Annotated in this window: 14 protein-coding genes; 7 read left to right on the top strand and 7 right to left on the bottom strand. The window is 71.4% G+C overall.

Translation table 11 applies throughout. The annotated features are described in order from the left end of the window. Window positions 1-7: 7 nt before the first annotated feature. The 3 genes from ACZ7PG_RS06585 to ACZ7PG_RS06575 all read left to right on the top strand — a co-directional run bounded on the left by ACZ7PG_RS06585 (window position 8) and on the right by ACZ7PG_RS06575 (window position 2420). Window positions 8-1198, top strand: coding sequence for a sensor histidine kinase (locus ACZ7PG_RS06585; protein WP_470238095.1), 1191 nt, complete (start codon window positions 8-10; stop codon window positions 1196-1198). Then, complete coding sequence (locus ACZ7PG_RS06580) at window positions 1198-1848, top strand: response regulator (RefSeq protein WP_470238094.1); 651 nt, start codon at window positions 1198-1200, stop codon at window positions 1846-1848. The genes ACZ7PG_RS06585 and ACZ7PG_RS06580 overlap by 1 nt, the downstream gene beginning before the upstream one ends. A 128-nt stretch (window positions 1849-1976) precedes the next feature. Then, window positions 1977-2420, top strand: coding sequence for an RDD family protein (locus tag ACZ7PG_RS06575; protein WP_470238093.1), 444 nt, complete (start codon window positions 1977-1979; stop codon window positions 2418-2420). Between the two features lie 101 nt (window positions 2421-2521). Here ACZ7PG_RS06575 and ACZ7PG_RS06570 read toward each other — a convergent pair whose 3' ends face one another. Continuing rightward, entirely contained in the window at window positions 2522-2965 is a 444-nt protein-coding gene (locus tag ACZ7PG_RS06570; RefSeq protein WP_470238092.1) for an Hsp20/alpha crystallin family protein, read from the bottom strand. Between the two features lie 105 nt (window positions 2966-3070). Here ACZ7PG_RS06570 and ACZ7PG_RS06565 point away from each other — a divergent pair, with 105 nt between their 5' ends. The 3 genes from ACZ7PG_RS06565 to ACZ7PG_RS06555 all read left to right on the top strand — a co-directional run bounded on the left by ACZ7PG_RS06565 (window position 3071) and on the right by ACZ7PG_RS06555 (window position 5332). Further along, window positions 3071-3682: an HSP18 transcriptional regulator gene (locus tag ACZ7PG_RS06565; protein ID WP_470238091.1), complete on the top strand. Its 612-nt coding sequence runs from the start codon at window positions 3071-3073 to the stop codon at window positions 3680-3682. Window positions 3683-3755: 73 nt separating this feature from the next. Beyond that, on the top strand, window positions 3756-4931 hold the full coding sequence (locus ACZ7PG_RS06560; RefSeq protein ID WP_470238090.1) for a serine/threonine-protein kinase: 1176 nt from the start codon (window positions 3756-3758) through the stop codon (window positions 4929-4931). Then, complete coding sequence (locus ACZ7PG_RS06555; protein ID WP_470238089.1) at window positions 4931-5332, top strand: ATP-binding protein; 402 nt, start codon at window positions 4931-4933, stop codon at window positions 5330-5332. The genes ACZ7PG_RS06560 and ACZ7PG_RS06555 overlap by 1 nt, the downstream gene beginning before the upstream one ends. A gap of 296 nt (window positions 5333-5628) precedes the next feature. Here the strand turns inward: ACZ7PG_RS06555 and ACZ7PG_RS06550 are convergent, their stop codons facing one another. Then, window positions 5629-6450: an ANTAR domain-containing protein gene (locus ACZ7PG_RS06550; RefSeq protein WP_470238088.1), complete on the bottom strand. Its 822-nt coding sequence runs from the start codon at window positions 6448-6450 to the stop codon at window positions 5629-5631. 253 nt (window positions 6451-6703) lie between these two features. Then, a complete protein-coding gene (locus tag ACZ7PG_RS06545) occupies window positions 6704-7450 on the bottom strand; it encodes an ANTAR domain-containing protein (protein ID WP_470238087.1) in 747 nt (248 codons plus the stop codon). Between the two features lie 121 nt (window positions 7451-7571). On the opposite strand from ACZ7PG_RS06545, the gene ACZ7PG_RS06540 reads away from it, so the two are divergent. Next, window positions 7572-8774, top strand: coding sequence for a L,D-transpeptidase (locus ACZ7PG_RS06540; protein WP_470238086.1), 1203 nt, complete (start codon window positions 7572-7574; stop codon window positions 8772-8774). A 158-nt stretch (window positions 8775-8932) separates the two neighbouring features. Here ACZ7PG_RS06540 and ACZ7PG_RS06535 read toward each other — a convergent pair whose 3' ends face one another. The 4 genes from ACZ7PG_RS06535 to ACZ7PG_RS06520 all read right to left on the bottom strand — a co-directional run bounded on the left by ACZ7PG_RS06535 (window position 8933) and on the right by ACZ7PG_RS06520 (window position 12602). Further along, window positions 8933-9064 carry a hypothetical protein gene (locus ACZ7PG_RS06535; protein WP_470238085.1) on the bottom strand — a complete coding sequence of 44 codons (132 nt, stop codon included), beginning with the start codon at window positions 9062-9064 and terminating at the stop codon, window positions 8933-8935. Window positions 9065-9254: 190 nt separating this feature from the next. After that, the gene (locus ACZ7PG_RS06530; protein WP_470238084.1) at window positions 9255-10697 is read right to left on the bottom strand and encodes a non-reducing end alpha-L-arabinofuranosidase family hydrolase; all 1443 of its coding nucleotides are present in this window, start codon (window positions 10695-10697) and stop codon (window positions 9255-9257) included. A 96-nt stretch (window positions 10698-10793) separates the two neighbouring features. After that, window positions 10794-12047, bottom strand: coding sequence for a PucR family transcriptional regulator (locus ACZ7PG_RS06525; RefSeq protein WP_470238083.1), 1254 nt, complete (start codon window positions 12045-12047; stop codon window positions 10794-10796). 9 nt (window positions 12048-12056) lie between these two features. Then, the gene (locus tag ACZ7PG_RS06520) at window positions 12057-12602 is read right to left on the bottom strand and encodes an SRPBCC family protein (protein WP_470238082.1); all 546 of its coding nucleotides are present in this window, start codon (window positions 12600-12602) and stop codon (window positions 12057-12059) included. Window positions 12603-12623: the final 21 nt, after the last annotated feature.

Below are 12623 nucleotides of genomic sequence, written 5' to 3'. Positions count from 1 at the left end.
GACGGCCATGCGCGAAGCAGGCGCCAGAGCCCGGCGCGGCATGCTCGGCTGCGAGATCGCGGTGCTGGCGGCGGCGGTCGTCGCCGACCTCGTGCTGGTGCTGCGGGCGCCCGGTGGGGACGGTGGCGGGCTGGCCCCGCTGGCCGGGGTCCTGGCGTCCACGGGTACGGCGATCCCGGTGCTGGCCGTGCTGCGGCGGCGCTTCCCCCGCCACGTCGGTGTGCTGGGGAGCGTCGTCGTCGTGCTGTCGGCGATCGGGACGATCGTGCCGTTCGCGGGGCACGTCCGGACGCAGCCGCCGGTCGCGGAGATCGTGGCCGCCGGGGTGCTCGCCGCCTCGGCCGGCCGCAAGCTCGAACCGAAGTACGCGTTCGCGCTGGCACCGGCGCTGGGCGTGGTGATGATCGCCGCGCCACTGCTGCGGTACGGCGCCGGCGTGCCGGCGGCGCTGCTGGCGGTGGCCGCCGCGGCGTACTGGGGCGCGTGCCTCGGGGTCGGGCTCATCCTGCGGGCGGCGGACGGACGGCAGCGGGACGCGCTGGAGCGGGTGCGCGGCCAGGAACGCCTGCAGCTGGCCAGGGAGCTGCACGACCTGGTGTCCCACCACGTGAGCGGGATCGTCGTCCGCGTGCAGGCCGCTCGCGCGATCACCGAAGCGAAGGCCGACGAGGGGAACCACGCCGCGGTCTACCGCGAGATCGAGGAAGCCGGGGGCGCCGCGCTCGCCGCCGCGCGCCGGCTCGTCGGCATGTTGCGGGACACCGAAGACGTGCCGCCACCGTCCGGCGCCGCCCTCGGGGACGCGGTCCGCGCGGCCACCGGTTCCGCCGCCCGGATCGACGTCGCCGAGGAACTGGACCGGCTTCCGGTGCCGGCGCAGCTGGCCACGACCATCCACCGCGTCGTGACCGAAGCGCTGACCAACGTCCGCAGGCACGCACCGGAGGCGACCGACGTGTCGGTCTCCGCGCGCGTCGAGACCGACGACCTGGTGCTCCGGGTGCGCAACAACGGCGTCCCGGCGGTACCGCTGCCGTCACCGGGCGGCTTCGGGATCGTCGGGATGACCGAACGCGTCGCGATGCTGGGCGGCAGCCTCACCGCGGAACCGGAGGCCGGCTCGTGCTGGCGGGTCGAGGTCCGGCTTCCGCTCGGCGCCGAGGACGCGCCGTTCGGGTCGCTGCCGCGGGGGATCTGATGACCATCCGGGTCCTCGTCGCGGACGACCAGCTCATGGTGCGCACCGGTTTCCGGCTGGTGCTCGACGCCGCGCCGGACATCGAGGTGATCGCCGAGGCCGCCGACGGGGAAGCCGCGGTCCGCCTCGCGCGCCGGCTGCGGCCCGACGTCACCCTGATGGACATCCGAATGCCCAAAGTGGACGGTCTGCGGGCGACCGAGCTGCTCGCCGGGACGGCGGTGGCCGAGCCGCTCCGCGTGGTGGTGGTGACGACCTACGACGCCGACGAAAACGTCTACGCCGCACTGGTTGCCGGTGCGTGCGGGTTCCTGCTCAAGGACGCGGGCCCGCGGATGCTGGTCGACGCCGTGCGCGCGGTGGCCGGCGGCGAAGCGATGGTCTCGCCGTCGGTCACCGTGCGTCTGCTGGCCCGGTTCACCGAAAGGGCCCGGCGGCGGGCGCAGCCGGTGGCGACGCCGCTGACCGACCGCGAATCCGAGGTGGTCCTCGCGGTCGCCCGGGGCCGGACGAACGCCGAGATCGCCGACGACCTCCGGGTGTCCTTGTCGACGGTCAAGACGCACCTGTCGAGCGTCCAGCGCAAGCTCGAGCTCCGCAACCGCACCGAGATCGCCGTCTGGGCCTGGCGGCAAGGCCTGCTCGGATGAGGCCGCCGCCGCTTGACCGGCGTGCGAGACTCGCCGAGTGTGCTCTCAGCGCGACCACCGCCTCCGTTGAGCCGGCTCCGGAATCGCCGGCGCCCGACCGGAAGGCGGAGGTGGGGGAGCGGCTGGGAATGGCGGGGCGCCGGGCCGTCCAGGCCGGGCTGGACCGGGCTCTCGCCACCGGTGTCGGGGTGTACGCCGCTCTTGTCGTCGGCCTGATCGCGATTCCGTTGCTGCAGTGGGGTTGGGTGCCGCCGAAGCTGATCCTGTGGGGGCCGCTGATCACGTTCATCGCGGTCTCCTTCGCCGGTGACATCGTGATCCAGATCTGGGTCCCGGTGCGCCGCGGCGGGGTCACCCCGGGGATGCTGGTGATGGGCCTGCGGGTCGAGACGCTGCGCGGTGGGCAGCCGACCGGGCGCGCCTACCTGATCCGCTGGGTGCTGCTCACGGTCGACGGGCTGCTGCTGGGGCTGGTGGCGGTCGTCGCCATCGCCGCGACCGAGCGCCGCCAGCGGCTCGGTGACCTGGTGGCGCGGACGATGGTGGTCCGGGTCGGCGAAGACCGGCGCTGAGCCCACGTTTCGGCACGGGTGAGCCGGGCCGGTGCCGGGGTGATGGTGGTGCCGCCGAGGGTGGCCGGACCACTCGGTCCGGCCACCCGGGTGGAACCGGATCAGGGCTGGATCTGCTGCCGATCGTTCGTCGCGCCGGTGACTTCGATGCGCCGGGGCTTGGCCCGCTCGGCGATCGGGATGCGCAGGGTGAGCACACCCTGGTCGTAGTCGGCGGCGATCCGGTCGGCGTCGAGGGTGTCGCCGAGGAACAGCTGCCGGGAGAACACGCCCAAGGGCCGTTCCGACACCTGCATCTGCACTTCGTCGCCGGCGGGCAGGGGCCGTCGTTCGGCCTTCACGGTCAGGACGTTGCGTTCGATGTCGAGTTCGATGGCATCGGGATCGACGCCGGGGAGGTCGAAGCAGACCACGAACTCGTCGCCGGCGCGGTAGGCGTCCAGCGGCATCGCGGCCGGCTTGGACCAGGTCCCCTGCGCCGGGGTGCCGAACATCTGCTGGGCGAAGCGGTCCAGCTCGCGGAACGGGTCGGTGCGCATCAACATCCGTGTCCACCTCCGGAAGTCGTCTCGTCTGGCGTCAACACGCACCACTGTTCTAACATGTCGTCTTATGGATGACAAGTGTGAAGTCGTCGATAGGATGACGAAATGAAGGATGACGCATGGGGTCCCGCGGTGCAGGGGATCGACGATGTCGTGCGCGCGGCCCGGGCCGGCGGCGTCGCGCCCGCCGACGCGCTCGGTGCGCTGACCCGGTTGCGGGCCTTGCGGGAGCAGCTCGGTTCGTGGGAGCCGGAGCTGATCGCGGCGGCGCGGGCCGGCGGTGTGAGCTGGGCCGAGCTCGCCCCGGCTCTGGGTGTGGCGAGCCGGCAGGCGGCGGAGCGCCGGTTTCTCCGGGTGCGGCCCGCGGTGACCGGTGAGTCGACCGGCGAAGGGCGCGTGGATGCCGAGCGGGGTCGTCGCGCCGGCGATCGTGCGGTGGCGGACTGGGCGCGCCGGAACGCGGGGGTGCTCCGGCAGCTGGCCGCTCAGGTCAGCGTCGTGGACGACCTCGGCGACGCCGGGCGGGCGAGTGCCGAACGGCTCGGCGCCGCGCTGGGCGAGGACGACGTCGCCGGTCTGCTGACGCCCTTGGCCGAGGTCCGGACGCACCTCGAGCGTGACCACGCCGGGCTGGCCGAACGGGTCGGCGCGATCGGCGAGCACACCGACCGGTTGCGGCGTGACGCGGCCGATCGCCGCCGCAGGCCTGAGAGGTAACGGCTTTCTCGTGTTTGCCAGGACCCCCCTTTCGGGTAACGGATAGGACCACGAACCGGATGGGGTGCCTGCGATGAGCGACGAGCTGCCGGACGTGATCGCCGGTCGCTACGAGATCGGGCCGATGATCGGCAAGGGCGCCACCGCGCGGGTCCACCGGGCCGTCGATCGTGAGCTGGGCCGCGAGGTCGCCGTCAAGGTCTACGACGACCACGTGGCGGCGGCGGAGCAGCTGCGCCTGGCCCGGGAAAAGACCCTGCTGGCCAGCGTCCACCACCCCCGGGTGGTGGCGTTGTTCGACAGCGGCGCCGAGGGAGACCGGCCGTACCTGGTCATGCAGCTGGTCGAGGGGGAGAACATCGCCGAGCGCTTGCTCGCCGGGCCGTTCACCGCCGACGAGGTGAGCGAACTGGCGCTCCGGCTGGCCGACGCGCTGGCCCACGTCCACGCCCGGAACATCGTGCACCGCGACCTGAAACCCGCGAACGTCCTGCTCGGTCCGGACGGTCCGCTGATCACCGATTTCGGCATCGCGCACTCGCTCGACTCCACGCGCATCACCGGCACCGGGCTGGTCACCGGCACGGCCGCGTACCTCGCGCCCGAGCAGATCCTCGGTGAGCAGGCGGGCCCGCCCGCCGACATCTACGCCCTCGGCCTGATCCTGCTCGAATGCCTGACCGCGCAGCGCGAATTCCCCGGCACCCTGGCCGAATCGGCGATGGCCCGGCTGCACCGCGCGCCGCGGATTCCCGACGGCACACCCGGCGCGCTCGCGCACGCGGTGCGCCGGATGACCGCCCGCGACCCCGCGGACCGGCCGACCGCCGAGCAGCTGGCGGGGTTGCTGTGCGAGGAACCCACGACCGCGGTCGCACTCCCCGCTCCGGCGCCCGGGCGGCGACGGACGTCGGTCGCGGCCGGTGTCCTGGCGGCCGCGGCGGCGGGCGTGCTCGCGGTGCTGCTCACCCGGCCGGCCGATCCGGGGGACTCCCCGGCCGGGCAACCCGAACCCGCACCACCCACCACGTCCGCCGCGGTTCCATCTCAGGTCACCTTGTCCCCGGGCTCGGCCGTCGTGGTGGCCTCGTCGCGATCCGCGAAACCGGTGTCCGTGGGTGTGGTCGCCGCCGTGCCCCCGAAGACCGCCCCGGCGAAGCCGGACGGCGGCCCGGCGAAACCGGAGGACGCCCACCACCCCGGCGCCGGGAAAGCCGTGGGCCGGGGCGGGACGCCGGGCAGACCGTGATGGACTTCGACGAAGGGCGGCAGGCGAAGGCCCAATGCGTCCTGATGCCCGGAAGCGGCTCGGAGAGCCTGGAGCGGACCCGCGACTGGGCCCGCTGGACCCTGCGGCAGGTCACCCCGGAGCTCGCGGACGACCAGGTCGGCACCCTGCTGCTGGTGGTGGACGAACTGATGTCGAACGCCGTGCTCCACGGCGGGGGCTGCCGCCACGTCGTGCTGTCCGTGGAGGCGGACCGGGTGGTGGTGAAGGTCGCCGACCGCAGTTCCGCGCTCGCGTTCGTCCCGGCGCCCGATATCCGCGGTGTGAGCGGGATGCGGATGATCGGCGAGTGGGCGAGCACCTGGGGACAGGCCCTCGACAACGCCGGCAAGACGGTGTGGGCGGTCGTCGAGTTCGGCTGAGCCGATCTTCGATTTCCGCGGTTACCACGGGTGCGCGCGGGGTATCCGCGCCCGACCGAGTCATACCGCCGGAAAGGTGCACAGTGCGGATTCGCAAGAGGGTGGCCGTGCCCGTCAACGAGGTCGACCGCGCGGTCGCCATCCTCGCCGCCCGGGGTCTCGGCCCCGCCCGAGCGAGTGTCGAGCTGAGGGAGATGGCCCGCGAACGCCACATCTCCCTGGGGCGTTGCGCGGCTTTGGTCGTGTCTTCGGCGTATCGGGCAGCTCGCTGAGAACGACTCGACGTCGAGCCGCCCTCAGCCGTCGAGCTCCTGGTGTCGCTCGGTGAGGGTGTGCGCCAGCTTGCCGAGCTTGACGTTGAGGTCCTGCGACGTGCGGCGCAGGATGTCGAAGGCTTCGTCGGCGGTCACCCCGCGACGGTTCATCAGGATGCCTTTCGCCTGGCCGATCACGTCGCGGCTGTCGATGGCGCGCCGCAGCTGTTCTTCGCGCAAGGCGGCCGCGGTGTGCGCGGCGGTTCCGGCCAGTGCGACCGACGCGTGGGCCGCGAGGATCAGCGCGTGGTCGACGGCGCCGTCGTCGAAGGCCCCTCGCCGGCGGCTGTAGAGGTTGATGGCGCCCGGTTCCCGGTCGGACCTGGGATCGGGGAGGAGCGTCGTGGCCAGGAGCGAGCCGAAGCCGAGTTCGGCCGCGCGCGGGCCGAACTCCGGGAACGCCTCCGAGTGCGCGAGGTCGTCGGCCAGCGCGTGGCCGGGACCGTCGTGTTCCGCCGACGCCACGCAGGGACCTTCGCCGGTCCGGTACTGGATGCGGTCCAGCTCCTCCGCGATTTCGCCGGTGCTGACCGGTGTGTGGAAGCCGCCGTCGGGGGAGCGGAGGGTGATGCTGACCAGATCGGCCTCGGGGACGATCCGCAACGCCGCGGCGACCACCTGGTCCATCGCTTCGTGCAGCGTCTCGGCTTCCAGCAGGACACCGGCCAGTGACCCGAAGTGGGAGGCCATCGGCCCGTCCGACGGGACCGGACAGCGGTCCCAGCCGTCGCCACCCGGATCGGCGCGGAACACGACCCGGTCCGCCGCCCAGCCGTCGTCGGTCTGCCCATGGACATCGGTCATCTCGGATCCCTTCCGTGCCTCACACACACGAGACACGGGGGTGTACCCGCTGGCGGGACTTTCATCCGTGCGCTGGGTCTCCGGCCCGATGGCAGGGCACAAACGCCGGGTGATCGGGCAGTTCGGAACCGGATCCGCGTTCAGCGGACCGGGGAGCCGGGTACCTGATCACCGGGTCCCCTTCGTACGCGGCGGGGCTCGGCGACGGCGTCGGTTCAGCAGCGAGCCGGCGTCTTCGTCGCGCCCGACCGGGTCACTGCCGGTTCGGGGAAGCCGTGACCTCGGCGAGGAAGTGTTCGGCGACGTCGTGCAGTTTCACGTTCTGCTCTTGCGACGCCTTGACGAGCAGTTCGAAAGCGTCGTCGGGCTGGATGCTGTGCAGGGCCATGAGGACGCCCTTGGCCTGGTCGATCACCGCGCGAGAGGTCAGCGCGGTGCGGAGCTGCCCCATGGTCTCGCGGGCGGCTTGGTGCCGGCGGGTGCTGCGCAGCGCGGATTCGGCGGCGGCGGTGTAGAGGTCCAGCAGTGCCGCGTCGAGCGCACCGAAGCTGTTGCCGCCGGTGTCGTACAGGTTGAGTGAGCCGTGGTAGTGGTGGTCGACGAACAGCGGCGCGGACAGGTAGGCGACGACCGAGTGTTCGCTCGCCGCCGCGGCGAACTCGGGCCACTGTTCTGCGGCCTCGGTCACCGTGACGCGTTGGAGTTCGCCGGTCCGGGCGGCCTCCAGGCACGGCCCGCGCCCGGCGTCGTACTGGGCCTGGTCGACGTGGTGCGCGCTGTCGCCGGTGGCTGTCGCGGTGTACGGGGCGCCGTCGCGCAGCAGCGTGATGCTGGCGATCTCCGCGTCCGGCACCGCGTGCATGACCTGCCGGCACACTCGCTGCAGGACGACCAATAGCTCCTCTTCTTCCGCGAAGGTGCCGGCCAGGCGATCCAGCGCGTCGGTGACGTCGTCCACTCTTCGTGCGGCGTCCCGCTCGGACAGCAGTTTGTCGTCCATGTGGTGCTCCATCGAGGCGGGGACTGGGAGTCTCGGACCACAGTAGGTGCTCCGGGCTGCGGAAGCCGCTTGGGATCGCCGCACAACTTCGGGCGGTCTCGGACGTCTGATGGACGTGAGAGTGATCCGTATCGCCGGGCTCGGCCTGGGAGTCCTGGTGCTGGCCGCGTGCAGTGGGCAGACCGTCGGAACCGCCTACCCGGCCGGAGCTGCCGGATCGGCCGACGCGGCGACAACGCCCGGAGTGCCGGCCGCGACGGTGGCGTTCGCCCCCGCGGATCAGCTGAGCCCGAAGGACCCGATCGTCGTCAAGGCGTCGGGTGGCACCCTGCAGGCGATCACCGTCACGAACCCGCAGACCGGCAACGCCGTCAAGGGCGAGCTGTCGCCGGACAAGACGACGTGGACCAGCAAAGATCACCTCCGGTACGCGGCCACCTACCAGGTGGTCGCCACCGCGGTGAACCAGGCGGGTGCGGCGACGGAGCAGCGCGGGGAGGTGCACACGCTCAAGCCGTCCGGGGTCGCCACGCCGTCGCTCTTCCAGCCGGCGTCCGGCGATATCGGCGTCGGCCTGATCCTCGGCCTGAAGTTCGACCACGACATCACCGACAAGGCCACGGTGGAGAAGTCGTTCAAGGTGACGTCGTCGCCCGCTCAGGACGGCGGCTGGTACTGGGTGGGCAAGCGCGAGGTGCACTTCCGGCCCAAGGACTACTGGAAGGCCGGCTCGACCGTGAAGCTCGAGACCACGACCTTCGGCACGCCGATCGGGGGTGGCGTGTACGGCGGCCAGGACGTCTCGGCCACGTACAAGGTGCACGACTCCTGGATCGCCAAGGCGGACGGCAAGACGCACCAGATCCAGGCGTTCCACAACGGGCAGCTGGTGAAGACCGCGCCGACCAGCATGGGCAAGACCGCCGACACCCCGCCGCGAGGCGCGACGCCGACCTTCACCGGCACCCACACGGTGCTGGGGAAGGAGGAGCACAAGATCATGGACTCCTGCAGCTACGGCGTGTGCGAGGGCGACCCCGGCTACTACAGCGCGCCGGAGAACTGGAACGTCCGGATCTCCAACGACGGCGAATACCTGCACGAGAACCTGAAGACGGTCGGCGTGCAGGGCAGTGCCAACGTCTCGAACGGCTGCCTCAACATGAACACCGAGAACGCCAAGTGGTTCTTCGACAACTTCAACGTCGGCGACGTCGTCGAGGTCACCAACTCGGGCGGCCCCCAACTGGCGATCAACAACGGCCACGGCGACTGGGCCATCAGCTGGAGTGCCTGGCAGGCGGGCAGCGCCCTGCGCGGCTGAGCCCGCCGCTTGGACGGCGGCCGGCGGGTCTGGACCGCGGCGACCGCGGGGTCTGGACACTTTGGCGAGGCGGCTCGCGCCGAAGATGCTGCAGATCGAGAAGGTCCTGCGGGTTCGTCCAGCACCGCGCAAGCCGCTGACCAGCGGGTAGCCCGCTGTCACGTCGTGGTGGGTGGCGGGCTGGTCCACCGGTTCGGTTCGCCGTCCCATGCGGGCGTCGGGTCTTGGGCGTGGGCGTGCAGCTCACCGCGGCGCCACGTCGCGGTCAGCGTGGTCCACCCCTCGAGCACGCCGCCGGGGTACTCCTCGCGCCGATCGAGACGGTCGACGTCGACGCCGTGCGCTCGCAGGGCGTACCGGCCCGTGCGGGGGGCCGGTCCCGGGTGGAATCCGCCGGGTTTCGACCACCTTGGCGGGGACGGAGCGGCACCTGAGAAACCCAGCCGGCGCGCGGCTGGGTTTCTCAGCGAGGCGGACCGGCTAGCGTTGCAGCGTCAGGACACCCGGCCGCCACGGCAGCTGGTCGTACGGGCCGCTCGCGCTGGGGGACTTGCCCTGGTACAGCAGCTGCAGGTTGCACGGGTCGATGGTCTTGGTCTGGTCGGGGTTGGTGCGGACCAGGTCACCGTGGCTGATGTCGTTGGTCCAGCTCGCGCCGCTGTTGGCCTTGCCCGCGAACGGGTTGCTTTCACCGGTGGACTGCGGCGTCCACGACCCGCCCAGGCCGCTCGCCGTGAACGAGCGGAAGTAACGCCCGTTCGCGCCGATCGCCTCGACGATCATGAGGTACTGGTTCTGGCCCTGGACCTTGTAGACCTCGACCGCCTCGAACAGGTTGTTCGTCGAGTCGCTCAGGACGGTCGTGTAGCTCGACCCGAAACTGCCAGGGAAGTTCCCGATCGGCATGCTCGCCCGGTAGATCTTTCCGTTGTCCCCGGCGAAGAACAGGTACATCGACGAGCCGTCGGCGATCAGCGTCTGGTCGATCGGGCCGGTGCCGGAACCGGAGATGCTGCCCGTGAACAACGGCTGCGGCGACGACCAGCCGTTCGGGTTGGTGGGGTCGCTCGACGTGCGGTAGATGAACGGCCACGCGCTCCACTGGTACGCCAGCACCCAGATGTTCTTCGGCGCGAAGTAGAACAGCGTGGGCGCCACCGCGGCCTGGCTCATCCCGTTCTGGCCGGCCGAGCCCATGTCGGACCAGTTCGTGAACGGGCTGAAAGCCATTGAGCCGTAAGTGGATCCCGAGACGTTCGACGCGTAGACGAGGTGCTTGCCGTTGTAGACGACGTTCGTGAAGTCCTTCAGCGAGACCCAGCCGTTCTTGGGCGTCGCGAGCACCCCCGTCGACGACCAGCGGTACGTCGACGGCAACGAACAGCTCCCGCTTCCCCCGGTCGTGGTCGTGGTCGTCGGCGTGGTCGACAGGCCCGTCCACTTCTGGTTGCCAGCCCCGGTGCACGTCCAGAGCTGCACCGCGGTGCCGTTGGCCGTGCCGGCGCCGGTGACGTCCAGGCAGAGCCCGGACTGCACGCCGACCACCGTGCCGTCGGAGTTCAGCCGCCACTGCTGGTTGGCTCCGCCGTGGCAGGTCCAGATCTGCACCCGCGTACCGGCGGTGGTCGCGCTGCCCGGCACGTCCAGGCACTTGCCGCCGAACACCGTCAGCAGGCCGGCCGACGTCGATGTCCACTGCTGGCCGGAACCGCCCCAGCAGTCGTAGATCTGCAGGTACGTCCCGTCGGTCTGGCTCGCGTTCGGGACGTCCAGGCACCGGCCGGACCCGACACCGTGCAGGGCGCCGGTGACGTCGGCCGCGGCCGCGCCGGCGCCCAGGGTGACCGCCGACACCACGGTCGCGGCGACCGTCACCGCGGCGGCGAGAACGGCGATCCGCCGGCTGGTACCTGCTCTTTTCATGGTGTACCTCTCCTGGCGACGCGCGATGTTATCGCTAACATTTGACGGTCCGTCGAGCCTCCCACGGTGGATCGACGGCCCGCAAAGAGTTTCGATCTACTTTCGGGCCGGGGAAAGCAGTGCCTGACCGAGGTGGCGGCAGAGCTTGAGCGCCAGTTCGATCTCGAGCCGGTTGTCGGCGATCGGGTGGCCGAGCAGCTCTTCCGCCTTGCGGACGCGGTACTGGACCGAGTTCTTGTGCATGGACAGCGTGGTGGCCGCGGCGGTGTAGCTGCCGCCGGTGGTCAAGAAGACCAGGAGCGTTTCCCGCAGGCGCCCGTTCTGGTCATCGTCGGTGGCGAGTTCGCCGAGCGCGCCCTTGACCCAGCTGCGCGTCGCCGGGAGGTCCGCGGTCATCAGCGCCAGCGTGCCGACATCTCGGAAGGTGAGGCAGTGGTCGGGATGATCCCCCGCCAGCACCGCGAGCGCGTGCACTCGGCCGGCCTGTTCGTGGCTGCTGCGGAAGCCGCTGACGCCGTCACCCGGGTCGCCGAACGCCATGCGCACGTCCGGGTCGACGAGCGCCGCCGCGCGCTGGATCAGGTCGTCGTCGAAGGCCGTCGCCGCCAGCGGGAACCACACCCACAAACAGGCTTCGTCCGCCGGAACGATCAACGGGGCCGCCGAAGTGGGAAGGTGCGCCGCGACCGCTGTGGTGATCGACTCGAGCGAACGACGACCCGAAGCCGCCTCGTCGAACCAGACGAACGCCGCGAGATGACGTCCGCGCAGCCGGTAACCCAGCGTCTTCTCGGCTGCGTCCACATCGACTCGGTCGCTGGCGAGCAGGTCCCGCACCCGCGCCGCGCGGACCGCGCTGCGGTTGAGCAGCCAGTGCTCGCGTTCGTCTTGGTACGCGGACACGACCTGCTGGGTCACCTGGTCGATGAAGGCGAAGGCGCCGGCCATGTAGCGCTCGATGATGGCGCCCAGCATCTCGCTGCCGACCGACTGCTTGACGGCTTCGGCGGGAACGCGGGCGATGAGCGTGCTCTGGGCGAGGAAGTACGCCCGGATCAGGTCGATGACGGGGGTGCCGCGCTGCGCCAGCCGCCGGGCGTACTCGATCGCCGCGGCGGGCGCCCGGACCTGGTGGGGGTCGATGCCGTGCCGGAAGACGCGCAGGACGGTGTCGAGGTTCTGCAGCAAGCTCGCCGAGAGCAGGTTCACGACGGCTTCGTCGTCGAACACGAGGTTCGGCAGCTCGCGGGTGTAGACGTCCACCACTTCCGCCGTGAGGGTGCCGGCCTGCTCGATGAACGCGTCCGCGATCCGTTCGACGTGGGTCGTGACAGCCGCGTCGTCGATCATCCGCGCATGCTACCGCCGCGGCGGGGTCGTGACGCGTTCCCGAAGCCCGGCGGCCAGTCCCGCGACGGTCAGCAGATCCAGGAGGCCGCCGCCGTACTCGGCGAGCCGGCGGTGCCGCGCTCCGGCCAGGCGGAACCGCAGATGGACCCGCGTGTCGTCGCCGTCGGCGGTCAAGAGGATCGTCCAGCTGATCTCGAGCCGCCCGCGCGTCGAGCGGTGGACCAGGGTGTGCGGCGGGTCGTGGGTGACGATCTCGAACGTCGCGTCGCGCCCGCCCCAGTCGTCGATGACGTCGCCGGGGCGCAGGTGCTGGAGCGCGTCGTCGATGTGGCGCAGGGCGCGGCGGCGCCGGGGGAGGAGCGCCTCGATCGAGGTGGGCAGGTACCAGCCGGCGCGGTTCTTGCCGAGCTGGGCGAACCACGGCCACACCCGTTCCGGCGGAGCGGGGAGGGTGAAGCCGCGGTCCATCACGATGTCGGGGTGGGGCACCAGTTCGTCGCCGGGTACCGCGGCGGCGAGCTCCGCGGGGCGGGGTGCGACTCCGGAGGGGAACAAGGCGGGCCTCCACCACTTGCG

Source organism: Amycolatopsis sp. NPDC114504 (assembly GCF_055633595.1).
This window is presented reverse-complemented; position numbering and strand designations above follow the sequence as displayed.

What these genes read in the sequence shown, in the direction of transcription:
- ACZ7PG_RS06585 (WP_470238095.1), top strand. Translation starts at nt 8, where the DNA reads ATGCGCGAAGCAGGCGCCAGAGCCCGGCGCGGCATGCTCGGCTGCGAG.
- ACZ7PG_RS06580 (WP_470238094.1), top strand. Translation starts at nt 1,198, where the DNA reads ATGACCATCCGGGTCCTCGTCGCGGACGACCAGCTCATGGTGCGCACC.
- ACZ7PG_RS06575 (WP_470238093.1), top strand. Translation starts at nt 1,977, where the DNA reads ATGGCGGGGCGCCGGGCCGTCCAGGCCGGGCTGGACCGGGCTCTCGCC.
- ACZ7PG_RS06570 (WP_470238092.1), bottom strand. Translation starts at nt 2,965, where the DNA reads ATGTTGATGCGCACCGACCCGTTCCGCGAGCTGGACCGCTTCGCCCAG.
- ACZ7PG_RS06565 (WP_470238091.1), top strand. Translation starts at nt 3,071, where the DNA reads ATGAAGGATGACGCATGGGGTCCCGCGGTGCAGGGGATCGACGATGTC.
- ACZ7PG_RS06560 (WP_470238090.1), top strand. Translation starts at nt 3,756, where the DNA reads ATGAGCGACGAGCTGCCGGACGTGATCGCCGGTCGCTACGAGATCGGG.
- ACZ7PG_RS06555 (WP_470238089.1), top strand. Translation starts at nt 4,931, where the DNA reads ATGGACTTCGACGAAGGGCGGCAGGCGAAGGCCCAATGCGTCCTGATG.
- ACZ7PG_RS06550 (WP_470238088.1), bottom strand. Translation starts at nt 6,450, where the DNA reads ATGACCGATGTCCATGGGCAGACCGACGACGGCTGGGCGGCGGACCGG.
- ACZ7PG_RS06545 (WP_470238087.1), bottom strand. Translation starts at nt 7,450, where the DNA reads ATGGACGACAAACTGCTGTCCGAGCGGGACGCCGCACGAAGAGTGGAC.
- ACZ7PG_RS06530 (WP_470238084.1), bottom strand. Translation starts at nt 10,697, where the DNA reads ATGAAAAGAGCAGGTACCAGCCGGCGGATCGCCGTTCTCGCCGCCGCG.
- ACZ7PG_RS06525 (WP_470238083.1), bottom strand. Translation starts at nt 12,047, where the DNA reads ATGATCGACGACGCGGCTGTCACGACCCACGTCGAACGGATCGCGGAC.